Origin of the sequence: Anaplasma ovis str. Haibei, assembly GCF_002214625.1 — a bacterium.
Classification (GTDB): domain Bacteria; phylum Pseudomonadota; class Alphaproteobacteria; order Rickettsiales; family Anaplasmataceae; genus Anaplasma; species Anaplasma ovis.
This window is the reverse complement of the sequence record NZ_CP015994.1, coordinates 1,045,211-1,071,152: the sequence shown is the minus strand read 5'-3', so window position 1 is coordinate 1,071,152 and position 25,942 is coordinate 1,045,211. Positions and strand designations below refer to the sequence as shown.

The window sequence follows — 25,942 nt, the reverse complement described above, 5'->3', positions numbered from 1 at the left end:
CGAGTATTTGGAGATTAGCCGTCACCCCAAACTTCTAAACCAGTCCACCTACGTGCCATCCCTAATCTAGGAACAATCCCCCGCAGCAGAGAGTGGCGCCATCCTTGCTAAGAGTTTTGAGTACAAGAGTGAGGCGATGATTGGCGCTGATGGTAGCAATGCCATTACATATAACCTTAGTAGCTGTATCATCAGCAGTAGGAGAAGCCTGAGCAGCAGCCCCCACAGGTACACTGTATACCCAAACCTCGAACCTTCTTACCTAATCGCCATCCCTGACGTACTGATGTTGGTGTCACCTGCAGCAGAGAGCAATGTTGCCGCATCAGCATTGAACGCAGTACTGAGCTTGCCATTGCCATTGCTATCGGCGGTACCACACTTGTTGTTGGTGCTGCCATTGGTAGCCCCACACACCTTCTTACTCAATGCTTCACCACCACCAGTAGCACCCTCTACTGCAGTACCCCACTTCTTAGCTTCACTCTTGGTCATCTTACCTAAAGCATTAGCAAGACGGTCTACCTGACCTCTTGCTGTATCATATGCTAACTCCTTTCCTAATAAGAATACTGAAGCTGTATCCTCATTAGACTTCTTACCTCCCTTGATGACAAACCTTGCCACATGCGCCAAGTGGTACTGGTGTGATAACTAATGTTAGCATCACCATAGACATGGTTGTTACTGCGTTGTTCTATAGCTGGAATGGAGAGGTGCTGAGGTGTATTGCTTATCTGTAGGACGAAGCATTTCTACTGGGCAAGGATGTTAGTGCAAGGTTATAGTACAACACCGCATATGACCTTAGTAGCTGTATCATCAGCAGCAGCAGCACTGCTACTAGCATAAGTAGAACCTGCAGTGATGAATAACCATATCAAGGCTACCACTGCTGTAGCCAGATGTCTCGGTGCAAAGTTGAACATATTCCTCCTTTATATGTATCCATAATAATGGATAATAACCCTGAAAGTTGTCCTAGGACTTGATATATATAACATATAATACATATCCCGCAGTCCAGCATGCAGGCTCTCAGCTATGCCTTATTATAACCTCACGCGTGCAAGACTGACGGGTGCGTAGCTCAGAAGTGGCGCTCTCTATTTGTCGCCAAGCAGAGTGTCACGTGCTTGATTGAGTTTCTGGGCAAAATATGCCGAGCCCCCCTTGTCTGGGTGAGCAAACTTCATCAACCGGTGGTAAGCCGAGGTTATCTGCTCCGGAGTCGCGCCAGCACTAAGGCCTAAAATTTCCAACGCCTCATACTTGGATAGAGTTTCTGTTGTTTTTCTAGCTGTGCCGGCCCCGTATGCTCCACCGTACATGTCGTTGATCATTTTATTCAGGATGGTCCTGAAATCCCCGTTGCTAAAATTCCCATATATTAGGTTGTTTTTCTTGAATAGCAGGAACGCCACCATGATAATGGCCGGCAGCACAAACAATGCGCCGATCACGCATAGCACAGTGAAAAGCACTAGAAACATGCGATAAGTCTTGATTTGCTCCACGCACTGCAATACACTGCTATCTCCTGCAGCAGGGGGATTATACCCACGAAAATTGCTTCATTGCAAGGGTTGTTTATGTTTATCCAAATCGAAAGCACGCCCAATCCGGACGCTCTAAGGTTTTTGCTAAGCACTGAGATAGGCACAATAGGAAGCGGCATCGAGTTTTCTGATGCGAACGCAGCCCAGGGTTCCACGCTGGCAAGATTACTGTTTGAGATACAAGGCGTCTCTAAGGTGTTTTTTGGAGGTGATTTTGTGTCTGTCACAAAGCTTCCGCATGTAGATTGGGATGCCCTAAGGCCGGAGATTTTGGTCGTGATGACAGACTACTTCTCATTGCACAATGCGTATTCTGACTCAGTGCCACAGGCGCATGAGGAAAACGATGAGCAAGAATTTTTCGACGCAAAAGACTCTGAAGTAGTGCAGCGCGTTAAGGAACTTATAGAACACTACGTGCGGCCTGCAGTTGCCCAAGACGGTGGAGACATAAAGTTCAGGGGGTACAAAGAGGGAGTGGTGTTTGTACATCTTAGGGGTGCTTGTTCTGGGTGCCCAAGCGCTGCTGTGACTTTGAAAGACGGAGTCTACGGCATGCTCAGTTATTATGTGCCAGAGGTCAAGGCCGTAGAGAGCGTCTAGCCCACACAGAAAGTCTGATAATGCCACACCTAAACAAGGAGCTTTGCATTATACGTACCGTCACTCGCCGCCACAAGGCAGAAGAAATGTACAACCGTTGTGTACGTGTGTGGCACAGAACTGAGAGGTTTGTCATCAAGGGAGGAGATGATACAGCATTTCTCCTAGGTAAGGGACTTGCACTAGATACAGCAAGGGGTCAATTACTATCCAGTGCTCTGGGTAGGATGTCCATGAGTGATGTGCATAGACTCAAGAGGGAAGTAGTAGATAGTGAAGGTATAGCAAGTCCTGTAAGGGCAATGTTTAGTAGACAGATCCCTGATGGAGATACATTACTTGCTGGAGAGATGGCAGGAGTTGATGATGGACTAGTTATACAAGAGTTGAGCAGACCAGAAGAGTTAGAGAAGTTACAACATGAACTAGCAAAGCAAGTAAGTAAGTTAGCAGAACTTGGAGAACTCAAGTGGTTAGAGAGACTAGAAGCCATAGAGACTGAAGAACTCCAGGGGATGAAGGAGAGGTTGAGACTTAAGGCAAGAAGAGCCTCAGAGGAGCTTAGGACGCAGCTGGAGAGGCTAGAGAGTGACTTGGGACTGCTAGAGGTGAAGAAGCTCAAGGAGGTGAAGCTGGAGAAAAAGCTGGATGCTGAAGGGCTGAAGGCGGCAGTGGAAAAGCTTAGGGAGGTAGGAAAAGAGCTAGAGGAGAAGAAGCTGGAGGAGTTGAAGGACAAAGTTAAGGGAACGGAGCTGGAAAATCATTTGGACAAAACGTGGGTGCTACGCAGGATGGGGGAAGCAGGCAAAGAACTAGCAGCGATAAGGGAACTTAGGAGGGAACTGGCAGAATTGGGAGTATTAAGTGCAGAGTTCAAGGAGTGGGAAAAGCTCGAGAAGGAAGGAAAAGAGCCAGAGCTGGTACAGAAGCTTAAAGTGCTGGGTACAGATATAATGGGAGCGCTAGAGGTGAAGAAGCTGGAGGAGTTGAAAGAGGCGAAGAGTGCAGTTGTGACAAAGATAGGGAAACTTGGAGGTGCGTTTGAGAAGATAGAGGAGAAAAAGCCGGCAGAACTGGAAAAGACCTGGCTGTTCAAGAAGCTTGGAAAACTAGAGGAGCTCAAGAAACTAGGAGGAACAGTAGAAGAACTAGCAGCGATAAGGGAACTTAAGACAAATCCAGAGCTGGCCGAGCTAAGACTAGGTGCACTAAGTCTGGAAGAGCAGTTGAGAACATTAGCTGAGGTTAAGGAAGTCAAGGCATTAGCTGAGAAGCAGAAAGCTGGAGGATTAGAGATTCAAGAGGGACTTCAGCTCACAGAGAGAATGGGGAAACTAAATGGTAGGCTAGTACGGCTAGCAGCACAAAAGCTGGAGGAGATAAAGGAACTTAGAGCGCGGAATAAGCAATCTATGCGTCCAGAGACTAATCCGCAATCTATAAGGAAAGCAGCAAGTATGCTAGAAGAGATAAGTGTGCTAAGGGAGCTAAGACAGTTAGATGAGCTAATACCAGAAGAGCAGCTGAGAACATTAGCTGAGGTTAAAGGCACTATAGCACAATTGGAAGCACAAAAGCTGACGATGGAGCATAAGAAGAAGGAGCTGATAAAGGAGATGAAGGAATTGGTTGGTAAGCGCGAAGCACAACCACTTCAGGGCCAGGCAGAGCTGAAGGGTAAGGAGATAGCAAGACTGGACAGAGAACTAGCCAAGATCAAGGCACTAGAGGAACTTACAGAGATAGCTGAGAAACGTGGAGTTGCTACTACACTCAAGGCTGCATTGGCTAATGCTATGGAGACTACTAAGAATAGGGGTTGGACTGATTATTTAAACGGTATAGATTCAAGTAAGAGAGTTAACGCTGTACGAGAACTAATCGCTGCTGAGAAAATTAGAGCATGGGCTAGGGATATAAATAACTTGGATGTAGATGAAAGAGTCTGTACGCTACCAATGACCACCATCCCTGACGTACTAATGGTTTCACCTGCAACAGAGAGCAGTGTTGCATCATAGCCAAACACTGCACTAATCTTGTGGTGTTCTGGTTACAGGTGGTACCTGCAACTGTGGGCTGAAGATTTAGAGATAGGAAGATAGGTGTTTGGGTGATGCAAGTAGAGTTGGGAGATGAGGATATTTGGATCAGTCATCACACCAATTCCCTAGCTTACACCCACCAAGGCCATTACGTGAGGAGAGAGATTAGTCACCTAAATCCCTAGCCACCGTCAAAGTTGGTCAACATTAGTCATAACCCTACCTACCCAGTGTGGCCGTTGCAAATACTTCATCCTTCTACCCACTTTGTGTCCTAAGGCACTTCCACTCTCCCAAAACCTCTCAATTAGCTAGTTCCGGTCTGCCCACCCACCCCTACACTCAAACTTACTGGTATCACCAATCTCACCCAGTAGGTATGTCATCATGGCTAGACTAGTGTTGAGGTAACATAACAACTACACAGTGTGGTAATGCACCATAGACACAGTTGAGCCCTGCACCACCTACTAACCTCAGCACTAAGTCTGGCATTGCCACCTACTAACCTCAGGAACCTCCAGCACCACCAAGTCTGGCATTACCATCCTTACACTCAAAACTACTGACCATAGTCGCTAACCTCAGGAACCTCATCTCCCAACTCCACTGGCACCCAATGTGGCGTCATCAGCACCCAAAGCTCTTGGCACTACCTACTAACCTCAGGAACCTCCAGCACCACCAAGTCTGGTATTACCATCCTTACACTCAAAACTACTGACCATAGTCGCTAACCTCAGCCTCTAACTTCTACTGGCACCACCAAGGCTGGCATTACCACCATCAACACAGTTGAAGTTCTTGGCCTCATCACCATTAATCCCAGCAGCGAACTTAGCCATAAGCTTACCAGCACCAAAGAATATGGCAGTAAATACAACCAGCATAACAATGGCAGGCCATGCGAGTTTACCGAAGATGGCCATGATACTAGAACCTAGTATTACTCCAGTCATGATGGGTAATCCAAGTTTCTGCACAAACCCTATAACATTACATATAACCTTAGTAGCTGTATCATCAGCAGCAGGAGTAGTATTAGTCTGAGCAGCAGCCCCCACAGGTACACTGTATACCCAAACCTCGAACCTTCTTACCTAATCGCCATTCCTGCTACATTAGTCATCACACATGCCCCTTGCCCACCCCACTTTCCCCATAAGTTACTATGTGCATACACAAGGATAGCCATCCCTGACGTACTGATGTTGTTCTCTGCAGAGAGCAGTGTTGCCGCATCAGTGAATGCAGTACTGAGCTTGCCATTGGTGTTCTGGCTATCGGCGGTACCACACTTGTTGGTGCCACTGCCAGCGGTACCACACACTTTCTGGCTTACATCACCGCCACCAGTAGCACCCTCTACTGCAGTACCCCACTTCTTAGCTTCACTCTTGGTCATCTTACCTAGAGCATTAGTAAGACGGTCTACCTGACCTCTTGCTGTATCATATGCTAACTCCTTTCCTAATAAGAATACTGAAGCTGTATCCTCATTAGACTTCTTACCTCCCTTGATGACAAACCTTTCATGTCCTATTCCTGCTCCTATTCCTACTTCAATCCTGGTAAGTGGTGCAGGTGTGGGGGCAGAGAGCTTAGAGTAATTGGGAACGAGCCCGCTGGGTAGATGGATTTGGGGCCTTCGCTTGTACCTGTGGGAGATGAGGATTTAGGTAGATAGGATTAGGAACTGAGGTTAGGGGATTAGGCGCCGGTAGAAGTTAGGGGTTGAGGTTCCTGAGTGAGACCAAGGTCAAGTGCGTTGCAGGGCTAGCCTTGGTGTTGGAGGTTATGGGATTAGGTGCCAGTAGAAGTCATGAGCTTTAGGTTCCTAAATGAGGCCGGGGCCAGGTATGTGCAGGGTGGTGGACAGGCCCGACTCGGTGGTAGAGGCGTTGGAGGCAGTGAGATTGGTAGCGACAAGGACTTCAATAGGGGTGTTTGCGGTATCTGCGACGAGAAAAATGAGGGCAAAGTTATTGGGTTGGCCCGAGCAATCAGGAAATTTTTATTTCTCAGTTGCTAAGACCTTTAGAATTTGGTACAAGGGGCCAAGCATGTGTCACATGCGCCTTGCGCGGGGTGGAGCAGTTGGTTAGCTCGGCAGGCTCATAACCTGCAGGTCGATGGTTCGAGTCCGTCCCCCGCAACCCTCCATAACTTGGTGCTAGTGTCGGTGCGTAGGCGGCAGTTGCGGCTATTGTAGGGCTCTGCAGAGCGTCAGGGCACGGATCTCACGTGCACCTGCATTTGCCAAAACGCTCGCACATGCCGTAATGGTGGCCCCAGTAGTTATGACGTCATCTACGAGTGTGACGACTTTGCCCCGTACTTTCTCTGTGTCAGTAACGGAAAAAGATCCACAAACATTTTTCTTCCTGATCACTGCAGCTAAACCGTGCTGGGGTGGCGTATTTTTTGACTTTTTGAGTAACAGGACTTCCGCAGGAACTTTGCACAGTTTTCCTACAGCCTGGGCCAGCAACGATGCTTGGTTGTATTTTCTGCGCGTTAAACGCATTCTATGCATAGGTACTGGCACCAAAAAATCTACGCCTTCCAGCACTGCCCCGCCTCTCTCGCACATCCAATTTGCGTATGCTCTAACGTGAAACAGATCGTCACAAAATTTGAGTCGTAACACCATGTTTTTACTACACTCATCGTACGCAAACGCGGAGCTGACGGCAGATATATGTGTAGGCTTGGCCACACACTCAGCACATGTGTTAGTATGCCGTTGCGCTACGGCTCCGCACACAACGCAAAAGTCTTCCCACAAAAACCTAATCGTTCGCTCACAGACATCACACACAACCTTCCCCCGCTGCGTTGCGGAGCAGCAATTAGCGCATATGTTGGGGAACAGCGCCTCGCAAGCCCTGCTAACTACAGCTTTGAGCAACAACAAAAAACCGATTGATGAATCTCTGATATATTTCCGTGAGCGCTAGTATATCCGCTACCGAGGCGCATTCATCCACTTTATGGGCAGTACCGCTGGGCAACCCCAGCTCAACTACTGGGCAGTGATCACTAATAAAGCAGGCATCGGACGTACCTCCCCACGTAATCAGCTCTGCATCAAGCCCGGTTACCTCCTTCACAACTGCACACAAAGCTGCTGTGATGCTGCAGGGCTTATTGACAAATGCAGTGCCAAAACTCCTGTAGGAGAGCGTGTAATTGTTTGTTACCGAGGCACATACTGCGTCTATGTTTTGGTACAAGGATTCTGCGGTGTGTAGGTCATTAAACCTTATGTTAAATGCTGCAGTAGCGGATGCTGGTATTACGTTCTCTACGCTGTTTCCAACGTCCACACTTGTTATCTCTAAGTTCGAGGGCTGAAAGTGCTCAGTGCCGCTATCTAGGGGAGTGTCCTTTATTTTGCGTAGTATGCACAATATGTCATCTATAGGGTTGTGAGCCAGCTCCGGATATGCAACATGTCCTTGCACGCCACGACATAACAGCGCAAAATTCACAGAACCCCTGCGCCCTACGCTTATACAATCTCCCAAGCGCTCCTTGCTACTGGGCTCCCCCAACACGCAATAGTCTATGTTGATATCGTTGGCCTTCATCCAGCCTAAAACGGACTTAGTGCCATACTCGCGCCAGCGCCCCTCTTCATCACCCGTAATGAGCAAGCTCAGACATCCAGGCACTGAATCCAACCGCGCAATTGCAGAAATGTACGCGCAGATTGCGGCCTTCATATCTGCTGCACCCCTTCCATACAAAATGCCGCCTTCCACTTGCGGGGAGAATGGGTCAAAGCGCCAGGCGCCCCCTGGTGGCACTACGTCAGTGTGGCCAGCAAAGCACAGATTAGGGCGACCATCTCCATATTGTGCGTAGAGGTTCTGCACTTCCACATTGCCGTCTCCGAAAGACATAACTTTGCAACTGAACCCCAAATCTGAGAGCAGTCCGGCTAAAAACGGTATGGCACCGCTTTTATCAGGAGTGATGCTGGGAAAAGACATCAGCCTACAGGCTAGCGACACCGGGTCACACAAATGGCCAGGCACGCTCCGAGCTTCTACAGACACGCTATGCACATAAGACGCAGGAACAACGTGCCGAGTGTATAACAATGCACACGAAATTGCAATAGCACCGTTGATGAACAGTACGCGCAATGCTTGCGTAGATCCGAATGTTGCATTCCATGGGTGCAACGGCGTACATCGCACATTGCTACGGGTACCAGTGCGCCTTTTTTTGACCCACTTCCGGGTTGCTACCCCTCTATGTGCCCGTAGTCCTCGGCTCTAAGAGCATCTTGCAATGATGCGATCGCGTCTTCGCTAAACCCACTGATACTCAAGGCCACGCCACCTAGCTGCAGGCCAGTTTCGTACGTTTCCGGAATTAGATAATGGGCTCCAAGCTTTCTGTAGGCCTCCGCGTTTGTTAGGTCAGGAATGCGCACCACCACTATTGTGTCACGGAAGTTATTTGCCACCAGGGATATTATCTTCTTTGTGGTTACGCTGTTGTTGATCGCAATGATGATCGCCTTGGCGCGTGCAATTCCCATGGATGTCAAGGTCTCAAGCTTTGTCAGATCACCCAAATACACGGGGAACCCCTCCTTTCTACCCTCAGTGACCACAACTGGCTGGATGTCAGACGCAATGTAATTCACGTGTTCCGCAGTCAACACCTTAGCAACTATCCGGCCCACTCTACCGAACCCGACAACTATCACATGTTGGTCAAGGTCTCTGGTATCGAGCACCAACTCTTGCGATGAAAAGGTAATCTTATTCTTCTTAGTAAGTAATCCAGACATCCAATGCCCAAGCGCCGCTAGCAACGGCGTGAACGCCATGGTGACTGTTGTTGTTACCATAAGTGCCTGCGCCAAGTTGTGCGACAAGACGCCCTTTTCCGCTGCCAGGCCGAACAGAATGAAGGCAAACTCTCCCCCTTGGCACAGTAGCAACCCGGCGTGCACGCCTACGGAAAGCTGGAACCTAAAGAACCTACACAACGTACAGATCACAATCGCCTTTAGTAGGATGAGCGCAACCGATAACGCGAGTATGACGGGTAGCTTGTTTATTAACAGCTCCGTATCCATGGACATACCCACTACCATAAAGAACAGCCCCATAAGCAGCTTTTTAAACGGTAGCACCACCTGCTCTACGTCGTACCTGTATTCAGTTTCTGCGACCAGGAGCCCAGCCACGAACGCCCCAAGTGCCATGGAGAGGTTAAAATTCTCTGTAACAAACGCAGCTCCCAACACTACCAAGAGCGTGGTTGCGATGAATGCCTCGTTGCTTCTCATTGCTGCTATTGTGCCAAACAGTGGGCGCAATAGCAGCCTTCCCGATATAAAAATTAATGCAAGCGCCGCCACAGCTTTGAGTAATGCGTGTATAAGCGACATTACCAGACTATCAGACTCCCCAGCTAAAAGTGGAAGGAGTACTATGAGGGGCACAACCGCAAAATCCTGCAATAGCAAAATGGCGACGGATAGCCGGCCTACCTGAGTCGACTGCTGCCCTTTTTCTTGCAACACCTGCAAGACAATTGCGGTTGAAGACAGGGCCAAGGCTCCGCCTATAACCACAGAGCTCTCATAATCCACACCAAAGGCTCTGGCAATGCACCAAATAAGGGCCGCCGTTACAATGACCTGCATTGTACCGAACCCAAACACGTGCAGCCTCATGGCCGCAAGCCTTTCGAATGTCAACTCAATGCCAATGAGGAACAACAGAAAGACTACGCCGAACTCACCCAAGCTGCTTATTATTGCGGATGACTCTACAAGCTGCAACCCGTGCTGCCCAATCGCAGCACCTGCAACGAAGTACCCCAACACTGGACTGATGCGTAACTTACCAAATACAACCACCACGACCACTGCCGCGGAGAGCAGTAAGACAACATCCAACAGGTAGCTGGCGTGACTCATAGCGCAATACACTCAACCAGAACGCCACTTTATCGAGCAACCGATACTAGGCACCTGATCATCCGGCACTTTGCCAGTTTCCGCGATGAACCGCACTGCCTCAAACAGTTCGCTCTTATCATTGGGGCTAAGCTCCCAGTCTTTGTTAGGGTCATCAAACCTGCCTCTGTAGCATAACTTCATTTCCCTATTGAAACAAAAGAAGTCAGGCGTGCAGACCGCACCATAACTTCTTGCAACAGATTGATCCTCATCTATAACGTACGGGAATGGAAAGGCGAGGCTCTGAGCCAGAGCCACCATTTTATCGTAAGAATCTTCCGGGTACGCGCCTGTGTCATTGGGCATAATAGCCACCGCTCCGACACCAAAATCCGTCATAAGCAACTTTACCTCGTGCACAAGGTGCTTTATCACAGCCTTCACATACGGGCAGTGGTTGCATATGAACATTACCAAAAGTGCGTTACTATTGTGAAAGTTATCCAGGCTATAATAGGCCCCATCGGTGGATTTTAGTTGAAAATCACACGCGGTAAACCCCGCGTCAAGTGTAGGGGTAACTACTGCGGCCACCTTCTTGCACCTATAAAGAGCGTACAATGCCCGGATTCTAAGCTGCATATCGCCAAAAAGTCAACAGTTTCGTCTATATGCCTAAATTTGTGTTGGTCAAGAAACCTGTGTATGGGCGCGAGATCTGACCTCTAGCCTTCTCCCAACAGCCCTTGCTCGCAAGCTTGCGCGATAGCAGCGCCACACGCGAATGCACCTGTGTAGGGCAATAGCAACTCAGGCTCCAAAGCAGCATGTGCCGTCACATGAAGGGCTGTACCATAACCATAATCACTATTGCAACCATGAGCGCAGTCACAGCTTCGTTGAGTATTCTGAAGTAGAGTGAAGAACGTTTGCACTCATTTCTACTAAGGTTCTTGCCATGCTGTGCCAGCAGAGCGTGAATTGTGAGCATGGCAAGGACAAGCATGAACTTAACTTTGAACCATAGAAAAACGTAATATCCTTCAGCAACCGCCAACAATATGCCCGTTACCAAAGTTGCCAACATTGCCGGGTTCATGATGTATAACAACAGCCTGCGTTCCATGAGAGAAAGCATGGCGTCACTTTCTGATCCGTAGCTAACTTTTGAGTGGTATACATATAATCTAGGCAAATACAGCATGCCTACCATCCAGGAGATCACCGAAATAACATGAAATGCCTCAACCCAGCGGTGGTACGCGCAAACCCACGAAAGCACAGCTTTACTTAATAGTTAGTAATTTAAGCATTGTATTACGCGACAGCCGCTTGTGCAATACAATGCGCATTTTTGTGGGCTAAACAAACCAACTACACCTTGCGGTAGCAAACTTCATGTGCCGCGCTGACTATGTCACCCACTTGAGGGAGTGCCAAAGATTCCAGGTTAGCCGCGTATGGCAACGGCACCTCTTTGCCTGCAACCCGGACTACCGGAGCATCGAGGTCATCAAAAGCAAATTCTGTCACGAATGCGGCGATTTCGGCACCAACACCAGAGAACAGCCATCCCTCCTCCACAGTCACTAATCTGTTTGTTTTGCGTACTGACTGTAAAATAGTTTCGTGGTCTAAAGGCCGTATTGTGCGTAAATCGATAACTTCCGCACTTATTCCATCATCCATCAACACATCCGCCGCCTCCAGCGCGTACTGTAGCTGTAGAGAAAATGCCAGGACGGTCAAATCTGATCCTTCACGCACCACCGCGGCTTTACCTATTTCCACCAAATAGTCCGCGCTTTGCTCCTCTTCTGAAATGTTATGCTGGTGCCCGTATGCGATCTCATTCTCCAAAAATATTACGGGATTTGGGTCTCTAATAGCAGACTTCAGCATGCCTTTGCAGTCAGCAGCGAAGTATGGGGCGACCACCTTAATGCCAGGGACGTGCGCATACCACGACGCATAGCACTGCGAATGCTGGGCTGCCACCCCGGCGGCGGCACCGTTGGGGCCACGAAACACAATAGGGCAACCCAATTGCCCACCAGACATGTAATTCGTCTTGGCCGCCGAGTTTACTATTTGGTCTATTGCCTGCATGGAGAAGTTAAAGCTCATAAACTCTACAATCGGTTTTAAGCCCCGAAATGCAGCCCCCACTGCAAGACCAGTGAACGCGTGCTCGCTGATGGGTGTATCGACAACTCTGCCGGGACCAAACCGCTCTAGCAACCCCTGGCTCACCTTATACGCACCCTGGTACTCCCCAACTTCTTCCCCAATCAGAAGTACATCGGGATCGCGCTCCATTTCCTCTTCCATCGCCTGACGTAACGCTTCTCTGACTGTGATTAGTGCCATACGCCCTCGGAGGTGTGCTTTCGGCCTCATCTTATTTCAAAAGAAGAAGCAGTGCAAACAGATTCGACGAACACACTGCGGGTTAATGAGCGCGTGTGCTGCCCTACCTCTCTGCCCCAAGCATAGCCTGTACAGCCGGAGTTGCGTAAGATTCTTGCAGCATATTCTCCTGCCTTTTATCAAGCAAGAACTCTGCAGTTAAGGAGCATAGCAATGCAAGAACCAGTGTGCACGGTAAACCGACTGCCATTGCGATGTCACAACTTACCAAATATGTCGTTGTTGCGTAGATGCGTCTGATTGTTCCTACGTATATAGCAGCAATGAGCGCTACTGCAAGTGTGAATGCTATAAGTACTTTACAAAATCTGCTCGCCAGAAACGATGAAAATGCGCCGCACGTGGGGACGTGCATGGACGAATTTTTGCCCCTGCCGTGGAGCATTCTTGCTGGTGTTTGTGGTGGCTGGTGAACAAAATATTCCACGCCGCTTCTATCTATTCCAACAATCTGCTCTTCCAACCACTGAACATCCAGTTCCGGTAGCTGAGCTTCATGCCCGTCAAGAGCTGATGCCCCTTCTGCTGAATCTTCAGATGGTGTTTCGCGTTTTGGTGTTAGCGCGCTGATAACACGTCTGATTATGGACGCGATCCTTGCCAATATGCCATCTGAGCCCCCAATGGCTTCCTGCTGACAAACTGTAGGTGGCACCGGTTCAGCCTCTTGCATTGACCGCGTGCCGCCGCGCGCGTGGTCGGGTATGTGGCCCATTCTAGGTTGTGCAGTGTGCAGACCAAGGCGTGTAGCGTTTTGCTGTGTTTGATGGTGGATTCCGCCTTCTTGTGCTAAATCCGTTACGCTGCGGCTTTTTTCAGTCAGGGTTGCTACCGGAAACAATGCGGGCTCTGAGCGCATCTTGCTTAATGACATGCTTCGCCCACGTACGTGGTTAGATGCTATGTAGCCGTCCTGCATATCACATGGCTGAGATGTGTAGGCTGCTGTGCATTCCTCAGCAATGTAAGATGTGAAGTCGGCTGCACCAACGTTCAGCGCGTACTCGGGTTCCTGATTGACTGGAGCTACAACACCTGCTGCCGCAATTTGCTGAACCGTGCGCTCTCTTTCTCTGATAAACATAACGCACTCCACAAGCGTGTTGAGTGCTGCACCTGTGCTACGTACTGCTGGCAAGAAGCTTCCCAAAGTACACATAAGTGGGGACTGCCCGGTTGCGCTGCTGAATATGAATTGCAGCTCTTCCTCAACTTGCTTGGTGGCAGTGAGGGCCAGAGGCTGCTCGTTTAATGTGGATTCCAGCAGCACCCACCTAGGCTCGCCGGAATGCTGTGATTGGGCGCTAGAGTCTCGTTTTACCTGAAAGTTTACTGCTAACACTGCTGCAAACCTCTTGTTGCATAGCCGCCTGCATGAAGACATTAAATTGATAAATTTAGCCAAGTGCTCGACTGACGGTTCAGAGTTTGGGTCATTTTTCACCACAGAGAGCGACACACACCTACCGATGGCACCAGGCTCCTGGCAATGCAGCCCCAGTGCGGCAAAGCGTGACACAAGCCCGGCATCTACTTGGATGCTATTATCGATTGCAAAGTGGTAGGGAAATATATCAGGTAGTTCCTGCACGTACAGGAGATCTCCACGTATTCTGTGCAGCGCCACATTGCGGGCACGAGTTACTTTTTCGGTAATAGGAAACGCACAGCTATTGAGACTTGGTGCGTTTTTCCCGTAGACAAAAATGTACCCCATAAGTGTAGGATTTCCCGCACCGTTGAGTGACCAAGACTGTGATGAACTGCGAGTAAGTGCGCATATAGCTCCCAAATTGTATGGAGTGCGTGATACAAATTGCTGCATTTGGAGGTCAGATTCGACCTGCTGATGCTCATCACCGGTATTGGTGGCCAGCAAGTAGCGGTACAGCTGCAACGCTTGGCTTGCCTGCAGCATTGTGCGTAGCGCCTGCACATTGCTGCGCACAAATTTCAGATGTTCTGCTGTCAGCATACTGTCGGGAATTTCTGCACGCAGCACGATTGTGTGTACCCCGGCCGGTTCTTGTAAGGAAAGAGCCAAAATCTCGTGCAGTATGGCGTTACCAGGAATGAAAAAGAACCTGTGCACATGTCGGGCTATCTTGTACAAAATGTGGTGGTCCAAGTTGCGCGTTTCGCAGTTGTATGCCTGAGTGCAAAGTTTCAATGAAATGCCGAGCTTGCTCTTGGCCTCTTCCGGGCTTTCATATGCACGTACTTTGCAGAGTGTATGAGATGCAAGCACAGATAGAATGTACATATTGCAGAAGTTGCACAGTGCATAGGCGGCGCGACAGAAGAACTGGTGCAAATCTTCTTCCTGCGTTGCTGCTACGGCAAAGGTTACAACCCCCTGTACGTCCCCATTAACATCTGTGAAAGAACCTGTGATGACGCGCGCATACGGGGTAACTGGCTGTTGCGTGTGCGCCTGTTGACTGCTTGCTTCCCTGCGTTGCGGAGCAAAAGCCTCATGTGCCTGCGGCGATGATAGAAACTCCAATATGGACGACACAACCGGTATGCGGTTCACTGCGTTGATTTTGGTTACCACCAACGCATTTCTGGACCCAGCATCTGGCGCGGCAGCTTGATTGAGGTCCAACACAGGATTGGTAGATCCTTGCACTGAGGCTGCGGTGCTAGGGTCCCCAGTAAAGTTAGAAGCGTAATCGCGGCGAAACCACGACTTCGCGTTGAGCTTGTACATATCTACTTCAGGAATCTTATACGGAGCCCCCAGTAGAGGCCACTGATGGGACAATACAACACATAATGCGCTTTGTAAACCAAGATTGCATTCACCATTGTATAGTCCGCATCTGTGGCGAAGTTTAGAGCGCGAATTATATTCCGTGTTCACCCGATTGTGTGGCCTATAAGCGCCACTAGTTGTCCGAAGACCGCAGAGCGGCAAGTGCATCAAGCAGGGCTATTACTGCGTATAAAGTGCTGCAAACTCAATATTGCGTGTGCGGCGAGCGGCGAGTAACTGCTACGGTTGTGGACCAGAGAACTGAATTTTTATTACGTGGAGTGGCATTGAGGTATGCATGGCACGAAAGCGTGTTGAAACAGAATAAACGCCAACCACCCGCAGTGTGCGAGCAACTGTTTGTGAAACAAGAGTGCCCGAAAGAAGACTCGAACTTCCACGACCGTAAGGCCACTAGCACCTGAAGCTAGCGCGTCTACCAATTCCGCCATTCGGACTTTATACCACCGGAAGCTACTCACCAAGGAGGCTGTGCACTCCCGAATTAGATTGATTATTCAAGACCGCAAAGTATATTGTTACAGTTTATACAGACAAAAGAGCCGGAATGGAAGTTTTCGATGCGGAGAGGGTGTTCTTCGCTCAAGTAGATAGGGAGAAGCTAGGCGGGCTCGTTAGAGATGCATTGCACCGCTCTGATGGGGGGGAACTGTTCCTAGAATTTTGCAATTCAGAGTCTCTCAGCCTGGAAAACGGTGTGGTAAAGAACGCCGATTTTAGCTTTCGCAAGGGTTTCGGCCTTCGTTCTTTCTGTGGAGAAAGCACTACCATTGTGTGCTCTTCTGAAATAAACGAACATGAGATACGTAAAGCCGCCTCCCTAGTTAAAAATGCAGGTAGCAAGGGGGGAGCACATGTGGTGAGTTTGTGCGGGTCTGGTGCACAACTGTATCCTCAGACAAACCCTGTAAGCGAAGTACCATTCACAAACAAAGTAGCCGTGCTACAGGCCATAGACGCATATTTGCGCAGCGCCAATACACACGTAACCCAGGTCAAGGTTGCAATTAGCACTCAGTGGCAAATAGTACGCATTGTGAAGAAAGACGGCAGCGAAGTTGGTGATGTAAGGCCGTTGGTCAGACTTGACGTATACGTACTTCTAGAGAAAGGTGGTAGAAAAGAATACGGTAGGTCGGGCCATGGGGGCAGGGCATTATGCTCAGAATTTGTTAGTGAGGCTCAGTGGAAGAAAGTCGCAGATGAGGCCCTGCGCCAATCTATGGTAAACATGGAGGCAGTGGCCGCTCCCGCGGGGGAGATAACCGTAGTACTTGGGCCAGGGTTCCCCGGGGTGCTATTGCATGAAGCTGTAGGTCATGGCTTGGAGAGTGATTTTAATCGTAAGAAGATCTCTGCCTTTTCTGACGCCATGGGAACCAGAGTAGCCGCAGAAGGCATCACGGTTGTTGATAATGGGGCGATGGAGGGCCGTAGAGGGTCTATAAGCATAGATGATGAAGGCACCGCATCTCGTTACAACGTGCTAATAGAAAATGGGGTTCTCGTGTCATACATGCATGACAACATGAACTCCAAGCTTATGGATGCGTCCTCCACTGGCAATGGTAGAAGAGAAAACTACAAAAGTGTTGTAATGCCGCGCATGACAAACACATACATGCTGCCCGGTAGCTACGCCCCTGATGAGATAGTTTCAAGTGTAAAACGTGGAATATATGCTGCTGATTTTGGTGGCGGACAAGTCGACATTACCTCGGGCCAGTTTGTGTTTTCGGCTTCGGAAAGCTACATGATTGAAGATGGTAAAATGGGGCGCCCGCTGAGGGGCGCTACGCTTATTGGAAGTGGGCCTGACATCCTCAAAAAGGTATCTATGGTTGGCAACGATTTGTCGCTAGATACCGGCACTGGCACGTGCTCCAAAAACGGCCAAAATGTGCCAGTGTGCGTTGGTCAACCAACGTTGAAGATTGATGCGATCACAGTTGGCGGCACAGACATGTAGCTGGAATCTTCACTGTTCGCCATTTAGGAGAATCTGGTTGGAGCCATAGTTGGTGTAGATGGTGTAGATGGCTTGCTGGGCTGCTACACCGCCCCATATGCCCACGGGGAGATGTGTTGATCGATCATCGCTTGCGCGCAGCCTGCAGTGCCCTCATCTACATCACATAACTGCAACAGCCCCAGCCAGACACGCCTGTCTATCTTTCGTGTGCATGGTCAGTATCGTCTCATCCACAACGGGAAGCATAATCCTTTGGATGACTAACGCGTATGTACCATAGCGAAACTGGGAAGTGCCGCATGCCAATAGTAGGCACAACTGCTCCCATACTCGGGTCAGCTACGGATACAAACTTGGTGCTAAAGTACAGTTTAGTGTAGTGGCCCCCGCAGCGGGGTTAGGTTGCAACTGCAGTTATGCAGGGCTGGGGGAAGTAGTACATATTACTTGTTTACCCTAAAATGTATTACGTCCCCATCCTGCACCACGTAGTCCCTTCCCTCAAACCTCATCTTCCCTGCCTCCCTACATCCAGATTCGCCGCCATACTGCACATAATCCTGAAAACTCGTGGTTTCTGCCTTGATAAATCCCTTTTCAAAATCAGTATGTATAACTCCAGCGGCCTTGTCGGCCTTGGTATTCCGCTTAATTGGCCATGCCCGAGCCTCTTTTGGTCCTACGGTGAAGAAGGTTATCAAATCTAGCAGTGCATACATATTGCGCACCGCAACATCTATGCCTGGTTCCTCCATGCCAATCTCTGCCAAAAAAGTTCTTCTTTCTTCTTCGTCGTCAATGCTAAGGACATCAGTCTCCAGCTTTGCTGAGAGATAACAGCATTTACTGCCCCTGGCCTCAGCCATTTTGCTAACCAGAGCCGAGAGAGCATTGCCCCCCACCACGTTTGTATCCTCGACGTTACATACGTACATTACAGGCTTGCTCGAGAGGAGTTGCAACTGTTTTAGTTCTTCCGGATCCACGCTGCCAATAGCACTTCTTGCGGGCTGTCCGCTTTCAAGAGTTTTAAGAATTTCCTCCAACACAACAAGCTTGCCCTTGTCTTCCTTGCCGGATTTGATTGCCTTTTCCAAATTTGGTAAGCGGCGCTTGACGCTGTCTATATCGGCCATAATCAGCTCCATCTCCACCACTTCCGCATCACTAATCGGATCAACAACTTGGTGTACATGGCTGACGTCACTGTCTTCAAAACAGCGCAGCACGTGCATTATTGCATCTACTTCTCTTATGTGGCCGAGAAATTTGTTTCCCAACCCTTCGCCGCCACTTGCCCCCCTAACCAGCCCCGCAATGTCTACAAACTCCACTTGGCTGAACACGACATTTTGGGAGCCTGCTGTGGATGCCAGCGCCTTGAGCCTCGAATCGCGAACTGCGGACATGCCCTTGTTAGGCTCAATCGTGCAAAACGGGTAATTGGCCATTTCTGCCGCCATAGTCTTGGTGAGCGCATTGAACAAAGTAGACTTCCCCACGTTGGGTAGCCCCACTATCCCGCAATTTAACCCCATAACGAACTTATAATTGTCTCCGTAGCAGGGGCATTCTAACACCGAATCAAAATTTGAGGTACTACATTTACTTCCTCCCACCTAACCCTTGTATGAGCCTCATGTCGCCAGCCACAAGCTCCAAGCCGCCCAACGGGCTCCAGAGCCGAGATTGCATTAAGCGGATTTGCAAACACTATGTGCCACTAGGATTTTTACTGCCCGGGTTGGGTGCTGTCTCGGCAATTTTGCGGCACAGCACCACGGCGTGCGCTGCAATTCCTTCACCTCGTCCAATAGACCCAAGCTTTTCCGTGGTCACCGCTTTTATGTTTATTGCTGAGGTATCCATGCCAAGTAGCTTGGACATGAACAACTTCATCCGGTGAACATGCGGGATAATTTTTGGGAGCTCACAGACCATGGTAAGGTCAAAATTCAGCATAGCATAACCTTTAGTCAGGGCCTTATTCTGGGCCTCCAACAAAAAGTGAGTAGAACTCATACACTTCCATCTTGGGTCTGTGTTAGGAAAATGCTCACCTATGCTCCCCTCTCCCACACAACCTAACAAGGCATCCACCAACGCGTGTGTGCCTACATCACCGTCTGAGTGCGCTTCTATTTTCCTGTGGAATGCTATTTCCACCCCGCACAGGACAATGTAGCCGCTTTCAGGTGGAGAGTCAGCAAACCTGTGCATATCATAACCTACGCCCACCCTGAAAGGCACACTCTAACACCGTGATGACCAAAATGGCAGTTTATAGCAGCAAAGGGCAGCCCGCAACCACTTGTAGGGTAACTCACTTTAATTGTGGGGAGCACTACTGAAAAGATGTAGCTCTGCTCGCAGTATGTCTTCGGCTGCGGTAATTTTAAAATTGTTGCGACTCCCCTCAACAACTGCAACTGACATTCCACACTCTAGCATGACTGACGAATCGTCCGTGAAGTGTCTGTCAGGGTCTGTACGGTACATTGCATTGTGGCATGCAAGCGCATCTCGGTATCTGTACACCTGTGGAGTTTGCACTATACGAGCAGTCTCCCGATCGACGTTCCCCACTATGGCATTGTCTGACACAACCTGTATTGTATCAACAACAGGCAAAACCTGGACAACCCCCGAATGCTGTGCAAGCGCATCTGTGACGCTACTTTCTGGTATTGCTTGTGCAAATGGACGGCATGCATCGTGGATTGCCACAATACTGGGCTTCATGCCATCTAGGCTTTCCAAACCTACGCGTACAGAATCCTGCCTTCTATCGCCCCCATATACGGGGGGTAGAAGCCTGTCTGCAATTGCCGGAGGCAGAGACTTTATGGCATTCTGGTACAGTACGTCATGCCCCTCTCTTATCACAACCCTTACCTTATGCATGTAAGGCGCGAATGAGCTGGTGATGGAATACCACAGTACTGCTTGGTTGTGAATTTTCATATATTGCTTGGGCAACCCAGCAATACCAAGTCTGCTACCCTCTCCTGCAGCTACAACGACCATCACACAACCGTGCATAGGGAGGACAGTAAAGGAACAGGCGCCAATGGTACACCTGTTTAGGGCATTTTCCAAGCAAGTTAAATACGTCCCGATAGTAGGGCTTCCGAGCACTTTACTACCATATCATTGACGACAACTTAAAATTGTAAGCCTTAATCTTTGTTCTTGTTGATGCGTACACGTCACTATGTTAGCTTGACGGTGCAGCACGTGGTTACACCTGCTTAGTGTAGGTATCCACAACGCTGCGTGGAGATGCTGTTCAAGGGTTGCGCGCGCAACGCGCGCGCTTGTTGGACTGTTTCCTATGTAGATCCTGTGTAATCCGCTGAAGTTGATGACGCACTGCTCATCAAGCAGGGGGTTCGTTCTTTTTGTCTTGTGATTCAAAACGTGGAGGGTTTATGCCTTTAGAACAGCGCACTACTGACAACTCCGATCTCGGATTAGAAAAAAACTCACATGCCAAGGGCACTGGAGAGTCTGACAGCAAGCATCGATCTGCAAGCAAAAGTAAAGCAGAATCGCGGGATAGTGGTTCCCACCAAGATCATAGTACCGACGAAAATCTCGCCGAGCTTAAAAACCGTATTACCGTTTTACACAGGAAATTAGTACGCCTAGAGAGTGAACTTGCGCAATGTCAGGACGAACAACACGAAGCCTTCAATGACTATGTTGCACTGGCGCATAATACCCGGAAAGTCACAGCACCCGTAGTGCTGTGTGTAATGGTGCTGATGTTTTCCATATCAACTGCGATACTTGTCCGAAATGCGTTGAAAATTTCTAGGGCCCTTGCTCCGGGCTTTTTCCGGGGCGTGGGAGCGGTATTTTCCGGTCCGTATCCGCTCACACTAAAAATCGCATTTGCCATGGCGCTGCCCCTGCTAATCGGGGTAATTTGTTTGGGGCTGTATATAACACTTAGCGGACGCAACTACAAGAGGGCTCACACGGCTGCAATAGACACTTTGATGAAAAAGTACGAAGCATGCCATGAGGTTCAGGCAAAAATTGCGCACGGCAGGCTCGCCCTGCAGGCTGCTGTAGTGTCTGTTGCAGATGCTAGTATGAAGCAACTACAATTCGTGCAACAAGGCATTCTTATGTGTGTCGGGGAGCTGGACGACATGCAGAAGTTCCGGCTCCGACTAGACAACGAAATCAGCGCTATCAACCGGCGTATTCCCGGCCTTGTTGAGGAGATTAGAAAACACACCGACGACGCGCTCGAGTGGAATCTTGCCAGAACCAAGAGCATTCTAGAGAGCACCGAAGAGCGCCTGAGGGATATGGGTAATGAGTTGGTGCGCTATTTGGATGACGCGCGCGCTCTTATCGAAGATGCGCGTATAGCTGCGGGATCAATGCAACACCTTGTTGACGGCGCGGTGAAGGCGCATCTTGCTGAAGTGCTAAAGAAAGTTTCGGAAGTAAGCGATGGCTTCCTAGCCCTTCAGAAGAGTGTATCTGACTATCTGGAAAAGAGTAGCGGGCTTGTTGCACGGGAAGTAATGGCGATATTAGATGACCGCATGCGAAGCTTGCGTACCATGTACAACATATGGAACGTAGACAAAAACTCCGTGGTAAACGTGTGCTGCCTACTCAAACGGGCACTCAAAGAAGCTGAAGATATTTCAACAACCATCAGTTCGTACAAGAATATCGAGAACTCGCTTAAGTATGAAACCCACAACACTAAGGGCGAGAAAAAGTCATACTATGTACATAAGAAGATAGATGACATGGCCAAGAAAATAAAGGCGGTCTTGTCTACTGTACAAAAAATAGTAGAAAAGGAGCAAGGTTACACCAAAGATGAAATTGTAAAGTGTAGAGATGTGCTACGCCAGCTTGATCGTGCACTATTCGGCGAAAAGGCTGTGTTTGCGGATGAGGCTGAATATACCGCTTTTATACGTGCAGCAAGTAAAGCTACGGAGCAATCCAGTGACAGTACACCATTGCCGGAACAACTACAAAAGGTGAAGCGCTTTATTGAGGAAAATGACGGGTTTTTTGTTTATCTTCCGTACTTAATGACTTCTGCTATGGTTATAGATCACATGAAAAACTCTGTTGAGCAGATGACTGACGTGTGCTCACGACTCGCGTCTATAGCGGAAGACGTCCGCGTTGATGTGCGTAGTAGTTCTGCGACTCCTGGTTCCAATGTAGACGGTGCGACGGTATTCATGCAAGGTATACCATTCCCCTGGGCTACTGGTGGTTGCTCTGATCAAGATACGCATGGCAGCTCCGCGCCGCCTGGTTCCAGCGTAGGTGGTGCTGTACTCATGCCAGGTACGGCGTCTCATACCACCTGGACTACTAGTGTTCGCCCTCAAAAGGTGACACATTCACCGCAGCTGTAAGCTTTGCTTTCCACTCTACAAGCCTGTGCCGCACGTTAGCATCGCTTAACCCGAGTATTGTGGCCGCAAACACAGCAGCATTTGCGGCTCCCGCTGCTCCAATAGACATAGTAGCGACCGGGGTCCCTCTGGGCATTTGTGCTATGGATAACAAGCTGTCTAGCCCATTCAAGCACTCGCTCTTTATGGGCACACCTATGACGGGAATACTTGTCAAGGAGGCAACCATTCCTGGTAAGTGTGCCGCCCCGCCCGCACCTGCTACTATGACTTTGATCCCCCTTGTGTGCGCGGTTTTCGCGAAGTCATACAGCCTGTCTGGTGTTCTGTGGGCCGAGACTACCAGCACTTCAAATTCAATGCGCAGCTCATCCAAAGCCAACGTTGTGGCGCTCATGGTGGGAAAGTCAGACTTGCTGCCCATCACCACCGATACTTGCGCGCCACTCTCACTCACCTTGGGTCTTTCCCGAAGTTATAGAATCCATAACCGCTCGCAGTGTCCGTGAACTGGTGATGTTGCCAGAGGGGGCGCTGCCGTTGCCGAGTACCGATATGTACGGTATCCGCCCATCAAAATACACACCCTTACCGGCCAATGCGTAGGCAAGCTTGCTGTGATACGCGGGGGATACGTTATATGGCACGAAGTTTATTTGCCTCTGAGACAGCAAAAACCCAGCGAGTTTTTCTTTATTAGTATCTAGAGAAATAACTACAGGCTCTACATCTTTGTACGAGCCGATGACCCCTATAACTTCAGGCATCTTCTCCACACAGTTGCTACACCACGAGGTGTACAGCACCAAAAGAGTAGGGCCTGCTCCTATTTTTGACATCAGGCCATAAAGGGCCTCATCAGAGTTAATCTCCTGAATCTTGATCGAGGACCGCTCCAGCTCCAGCTCGTAGTTGTGCACGCTGCCGATTAGTATGAATGACGCAACCGCAAGTATGCAAAACGCAGCTATGAAACACTTGTTGTACAGCACTTTGGGAACCATAAGCGTACCCCGTACAAGACCCTTCCTTGCCACAATTATGAACTTCAAAGAGGCAACTCACAAGGTTTTTATCAGTTCGGATATAGCATCGGGCTGTGGGTCGTTACTTGAGGATATAACAAATCGGGGTTTTGTGTTATATCACCGTGGGTGTTGTATCGGTGTGGTAAGCGTGTTGCTTTTGCAGCGCTGGGGAGGTGTGTGATGTCTAAGATACGCGTTTTACTGTTGCTGGACGTGGCCATGCTGCTGCTTGTTGGCTTTGGAATCCAATACTCCTCCGCTGGCGGGCACTGGCACCCTTTTGCTGAGCACCACTTGTACGTTTGTGCAGTGTGTATACCTCTATCTATCGCGGCGTCATTTGTCAGCGTAAAGTCGTATATGAGGTACTCGTACTTGGCGTACGCTGGTGCATTTTGCCTTCTACTGATGGTACACGCTTTTGGACATGCAGCCATGGGTGCGACCAGGTGGCTAAAAGTAGGCGCCTTTGGCGCGCAACCCTCGGAGTTTGCCAAAGTTTCCCTGATCCTCGCATTGGCCCGATATTTTCATGACAGAAACCCACACCGATCCCTGAGTTTACGCAATTTCACTGGGGGAATGATAATCACCTTGCCGCTAGTAATTTCAGTGTCTAAACAACCCAACTTGGGCACCGCGGGTATTATGTTGCTTATGGCCATGCTCATAATGTTTGTTGCCGTAGCAGATAGGCGATACATGGCGTTGTTCCTATCTCTGCTGTGCGCAATGTCTCCCGTGGTATGGGGAATGCTGCATCATTACCAGAAAAACAGGCTGCTATCCTTTCTGGACCCCGGGCGTGACCCTATGGGTATGGGGTATAATTCTTTGCAGTCACAAATAGCCATAGGTTCTGGTGGCGTGTACGGCAAGGGCTTTGCGAGCGGTAGCCAGACCAGATTGGGTTTTCTGCCCGAGAAGCAGACCGATTTCGTGTTTTCCGTTTTTAGCGAGGAGCATGGGTTTGTGGGTGTGATTTTGCTGTTCGCCCTGTACAGCGTGTTGGTATATACCAGCTTATATGTTGCCTTGTGCGCACGCTGCAACTTCAGCAAGCTGATGGCGGTGGGGATCTCCGCATTTTTCATGTTGCACCTCTTCATCAATGTAGGCATGGTTACCGGCATTTTGCCCATAGTTGGGATTCCTCTACCGTTCCTATCATACGGGGGAAGTATTATGCTCACGAGTATGGTGCTTGTGGGCATACTTGCAGCTGTTGCCCGGGAGGCCCGTACCACCTGATGCAGCTAATATGGGCTTGATACTTTCTTCCTATGATGTAGACTTGTCCAGTCTGTTGTACTTGGTGCTAAATTATGGGTCAGACGCTTACGAGGGCTCGGCTTGCTGACGCGATTAACAGAGAAATTGGTATATCGCGCGAGGATGCGCTGGTGCTGGTTGGGGAAATACTTGACGAGATGGTGTCCTCCCTGGTTAGAGGGGGCCTCCTAAAGATATCTTCGTTTGGTACGTTCAAGGTGATAAGAAAGAAAGAACGGATTGGCAGAAACCCCAAAACTTTGGAGCAGTTCATAGTGAAGGAACATAACACCGTGACGTTTTGCCCGTCGGTAACGATGAAGCGCCTAATCAACGGCGAAGAATCGTGACCACTGATCTGCAAACCCGGAGTGAAGCGGACGAAGTTCGCGAGAGGGTTTTTTGTACAATTAGTGATGTGGCAAAAGAAGTCGGTGTGGAGCAGTATGTGCTCAGGTTTTGGGAGAGTAAGTTTGCACAGATTAACCCAATCAAACGGCGTGGCAGAAGGCTGTATGACAGGCAGAACGTTGCCATTATCAAAAGAATTAAACACATGCTTTATGACAAGGGGTACACCATAAGAGGTGCGCAGCTGGAGCTAAAGCGAAGAAAAAGCATGTCAGAGGTTGTGGCAGAAAGGAATGATGGCCTCATTCAGCTGTTGCGTCACATGACCGAAATGCGGGATGTGCTGATCAAGAAACTAAACGGAATGTAGCGCAGCCAGGTTAGCGCGTCAGTCTGGGGGACTGGAGGTCGTGGGTTCGAATCCCGCCATTCCGACCAGTGTGTGTTTGCTTTTATGATGCCACGTGTCAGGTTATGGCTTGTTCTTGTCTCAGCCTGTAGGTGATTCTATTATGCCCGGTGTGTTGTGCCGGCGTAATCTGAGCCAGGCCCTCCTCAGTTGC

At 49.4% G+C, this 25,942-nt stretch carries 25 protein-coding genes, 3 tRNA genes and 1 pseudogene; 10 read left to right on the top strand and 19 right to left on the bottom strand.

Translation table 11 applies throughout. The features are described from left to right. Positions 1-61: 61 nt before the first annotated feature. From AOV_RS05340 to AOV_RS05465, 3 genes are all read right to left on the bottom strand, one after another. On the bottom strand, positions 62-226 hold the full coding sequence (locus AOV_RS05340) for a hypothetical protein (RefSeq protein ID WP_158543037.1): 165 nt from the start codon (positions 224-226) through the stop codon (positions 62-64). A 32-nt stretch (positions 227-258) separates the two neighbouring features. Next, complete coding sequence (locus AOV_RS04530) at positions 259-627, bottom strand: hypothetical protein (protein WP_117374488.1); 369 nt, start codon at positions 625-627, stop codon at positions 259-261. A 479-nt stretch (positions 628-1,106) separates the two neighbouring features. After that, a complete protein-coding gene (locus tag AOV_RS05465; RefSeq protein WP_075139554.1) occupies positions 1,107-1,493 on the bottom strand; it encodes a DnaJ domain-containing protein in 387 nt (128 codons plus the stop codon). Positions 1,494-1,592: 99 nt separating this feature from the next. On the opposite strand from AOV_RS05465, the gene AOV_RS04520 reads away from it, so the two are divergent. Continuing rightward, positions 1,593-2,162 carry a NifU family protein gene (locus AOV_RS04520; protein WP_075139338.1) on the top strand — a complete coding sequence of 190 codons (570 nt, stop codon included), beginning with the start codon at positions 1,593-1,595 and terminating at the stop codon, positions 2,160-2,162. 107 nt (positions 2,163-2,269) lie between these two features. Further along, positions 2,270-4,183, top strand: coding sequence for a hypothetical protein (locus AOV_RS05535; RefSeq protein WP_275542897.1), 1,914 nt, complete (start codon positions 2,270-2,272; stop codon positions 4,181-4,183). A gap of 770 nt (positions 4,184-4,953) precedes the next feature. On the opposite strand, the gene AOV_RS04510 is transcribed toward AOV_RS05535, so the two are convergent. Together AOV_RS04510 and AOV_RS05530 are read right to left on the bottom strand one after the other, a co-directional pair. Continuing rightward, complete coding sequence (locus AOV_RS04510; RefSeq protein WP_148666502.1) at positions 4,954-5,271, bottom strand: TrbC/VirB2 family protein; 318 nt, start codon at positions 5,269-5,271, stop codon at positions 4,954-4,956. A gap of 32 nt (positions 5,272-5,303) precedes the next feature. Then, positions 5,304-5,612 (bottom strand): hypothetical protein, encoded by a 309-nt coding sequence (locus AOV_RS05530; protein ID WP_117374487.1) that lies wholly within the window; start codon positions 5,610-5,612, stop codon positions 5,304-5,306. A gap of 417 nt (positions 5,613-6,029) precedes the next feature. Here AOV_RS05530 and AOV_RS04500 point away from each other — a divergent pair, with 417 nt between their 5' ends. Then, positions 6,030-6,239, top strand: a complete 210-nt coding sequence (locus AOV_RS04500; RefSeq protein WP_075139340.1) for a hypothetical protein — start codon at positions 6,030-6,032, stop codon at positions 6,237-6,239. A gap of 50 nt (positions 6,240-6,289) precedes the next feature. Next, positions 6,290-6,363: transfer RNA gene (locus AOV_RS04495), tRNA-Met, on the top strand. A gap of 47 nt (positions 6,364-6,410) precedes the next feature. Here the strand turns inward: AOV_RS04495 and AOV_RS04490 are convergent. The 9 genes and pseudogenes from AOV_RS04490 to AOV_RS04455 all read right to left on the bottom strand — a co-directional run bounded on the left by AOV_RS04490 (position 6,411) and on the right by AOV_RS04455 (position 15,785). Beyond that, positions 6,411-6,926: a ComF family protein gene (locus AOV_RS04490; protein WP_233497244.1), complete on the bottom strand. Its 516-nt coding sequence runs from the start codon at positions 6,924-6,926 to the stop codon at positions 6,411-6,413. 12 nt (positions 6,927-6,938) lie between these two features. Further along, positions 6,939-7,118 (bottom strand): annotated as a pseudogene (locus tag AOV_RS05515) (double zinc ribbon domain-containing protein); the annotation flags it as partial. Then, complete coding sequence (gene dapE / locus AOV_RS04485; protein ID WP_117374520.1) at positions 7,099-8,205, bottom strand: succinyl-diaminopimelate desuccinylase; 1,107 nt, start codon at positions 8,203-8,205, stop codon at positions 7,099-7,101. The pseudogene AOV_RS05515 and the gene dapE, both read right to left, overlap by 20 nt. Positions 8,206-8,462: 257 nt before the next feature. Further along, positions 8,463-10,157, bottom strand: coding sequence for a cation:proton antiporter domain-containing protein (locus AOV_RS04480; RefSeq protein WP_075139341.1), 1,695 nt, complete (start codon positions 10,155-10,157; stop codon positions 8,463-8,465). A gap of 12 nt (positions 10,158-10,169) precedes the next feature. Next, positions 10,170-10,733: a thioredoxin family protein gene (locus AOV_RS04475; RefSeq protein WP_075139557.1), complete on the bottom strand. Its 564-nt coding sequence runs from the start codon at positions 10,731-10,733 to the stop codon at positions 10,170-10,172. 241 nt (positions 10,734-10,974) lie between these two features. Then, complete coding sequence (gene hemJ, locus AOV_RS04470) at positions 10,975-11,421, bottom strand: protoporphyrinogen oxidase HemJ (RefSeq protein WP_075139342.1); 447 nt, start codon at positions 11,419-11,421, stop codon at positions 10,975-10,977. 92 nt (positions 11,422-11,513) lie between these two features. Beyond that, a complete protein-coding gene (locus tag AOV_RS04465; protein WP_075139558.1) occupies positions 11,514-12,509 on the bottom strand; it encodes a pyruvate dehydrogenase complex E1 component subunit beta in 996 nt (331 codons plus the stop codon). A gap of 103 nt (positions 12,510-12,612) precedes the next feature. After that, positions 12,613-15,336 carry a hypothetical protein gene (locus AOV_RS04460; protein ID WP_233497140.1) on the bottom strand — a complete coding sequence of 908 codons (2,724 nt, stop codon included), beginning with the start codon at positions 15,334-15,336 and terminating at the stop codon, positions 12,613-12,615. A 365-nt stretch (positions 15,337-15,701) separates the two neighbouring features. After that, positions 15,702-15,785: transfer RNA gene (locus AOV_RS04455), tRNA-Leu, on the bottom strand. Between the two features lie 110 nt (positions 15,786-15,895). Between AOV_RS04455 and AOV_RS04450 the strand changes: the two genes are divergently transcribed. Continuing rightward, the gene (locus tag AOV_RS04450) at positions 15,896-17,317 is read left to right on the top strand and encodes a metallopeptidase TldD-related protein (RefSeq protein WP_075139343.1); all 1,422 of its coding nucleotides are present in this window, start codon (positions 15,896-15,898) and stop codon (positions 17,315-17,317) included. 446 nt (positions 17,318-17,763) lie between these two features. On the opposite strand, the gene ychF is transcribed toward AOV_RS04450, so the two are convergent. From ychF to AOV_RS04435, 3 genes are all read right to left on the bottom strand, one after another. Beyond that, positions 17,764-18,858 (bottom strand): redox-regulated ATPase YchF, encoded by a 1,095-nt coding sequence (gene ychF / locus AOV_RS04445; protein ID WP_075139559.1) that lies wholly within the window; start codon positions 18,856-18,858, stop codon positions 17,764-17,766. A gap of 175 nt (positions 18,859-19,033) precedes the next feature. Beyond that, positions 19,034-19,570, bottom strand: a complete 537-nt coding sequence (ispF, locus tag AOV_RS04440) for a 2-C-methyl-D-erythritol 2,4-cyclodiphosphate synthase (RefSeq protein ID WP_075139344.1) — start codon at positions 19,568-19,570, stop codon at positions 19,034-19,036. Positions 19,571-19,648: 78 nt separating this feature from the next. Further along, a complete protein-coding gene (locus tag AOV_RS04435; protein WP_117374485.1) occupies positions 19,649-20,347 on the bottom strand; it encodes an IspD/TarI family cytidylyltransferase in 699 nt (232 codons plus the stop codon). Between the two features lie 404 nt (positions 20,348-20,751). Between AOV_RS04435 and AOV_RS04430 the strand changes: the two genes are divergently transcribed. Continuing rightward, the gene (locus tag AOV_RS04430; RefSeq protein WP_233497138.1) at positions 20,752-22,728 is read left to right on the top strand and encodes a hypothetical protein; all 1,977 of its coding nucleotides are present in this window, start codon (positions 20,752-20,754) and stop codon (positions 22,726-22,728) included. On the opposite strand, the gene purE is transcribed toward AOV_RS04430, so the two are convergent. Together purE and AOV_RS04420 are read right to left on the bottom strand one after the other, a co-directional pair. Continuing rightward, positions 22,685-23,152 (bottom strand): 5-(carboxyamino)imidazole ribonucleotide mutase, encoded by a 468-nt coding sequence (gene purE, locus AOV_RS04425; RefSeq protein WP_075139560.1) that lies wholly within the window; start codon positions 23,150-23,152, stop codon positions 22,685-22,687. The two genes, AOV_RS04430 and purE, sit on opposite strands and share 44 nt — an antisense overlap. A 25-nt stretch (positions 23,153-23,177) precedes the next feature. Further along, entirely contained in the window at positions 23,178-23,780 is a 603-nt protein-coding gene (locus AOV_RS04420; RefSeq protein ID WP_117374484.1) for a TlpA family protein disulfide reductase, read from the bottom strand. Between the two features lie 156 nt (positions 23,781-23,936). Between AOV_RS04420 and rodA the strand changes: the two genes are divergently transcribed. From rodA to AOV_RS04400, 4 genes are all read left to right on the top strand, one after another. Next, positions 23,937-25,007 (top strand): rod shape-determining protein RodA, encoded by a 1,071-nt coding sequence (rodA, locus tag AOV_RS04415; RefSeq protein ID WP_075139562.1) that lies wholly within the window; start codon positions 23,937-23,939, stop codon positions 25,005-25,007. 74 nt (positions 25,008-25,081) lie between these two features. Next, the gene (locus AOV_RS04410; RefSeq protein ID WP_075139346.1) at positions 25,082-25,378 is read left to right on the top strand and encodes an integration host factor subunit alpha; all 297 of its coding nucleotides are present in this window, start codon (positions 25,082-25,084) and stop codon (positions 25,376-25,378) included. Continuing rightward, entirely contained in the window at positions 25,375-25,749 is a 375-nt protein-coding gene (locus AOV_RS04405) for a MerR family transcriptional regulator (protein ID WP_075139347.1), read from the top strand. The genes AOV_RS04410 and AOV_RS04405 overlap by 4 nt, the downstream gene beginning before the upstream one ends. After that, positions 25,740-25,817, top strand: a tRNA-Pro gene (locus AOV_RS04400). Before AOV_RS04405 ends, AOV_RS04400 begins: the two co-directional genes overlap by 10 nt. Positions 25,818-25,942 lie beyond the last annotated feature (125 nt).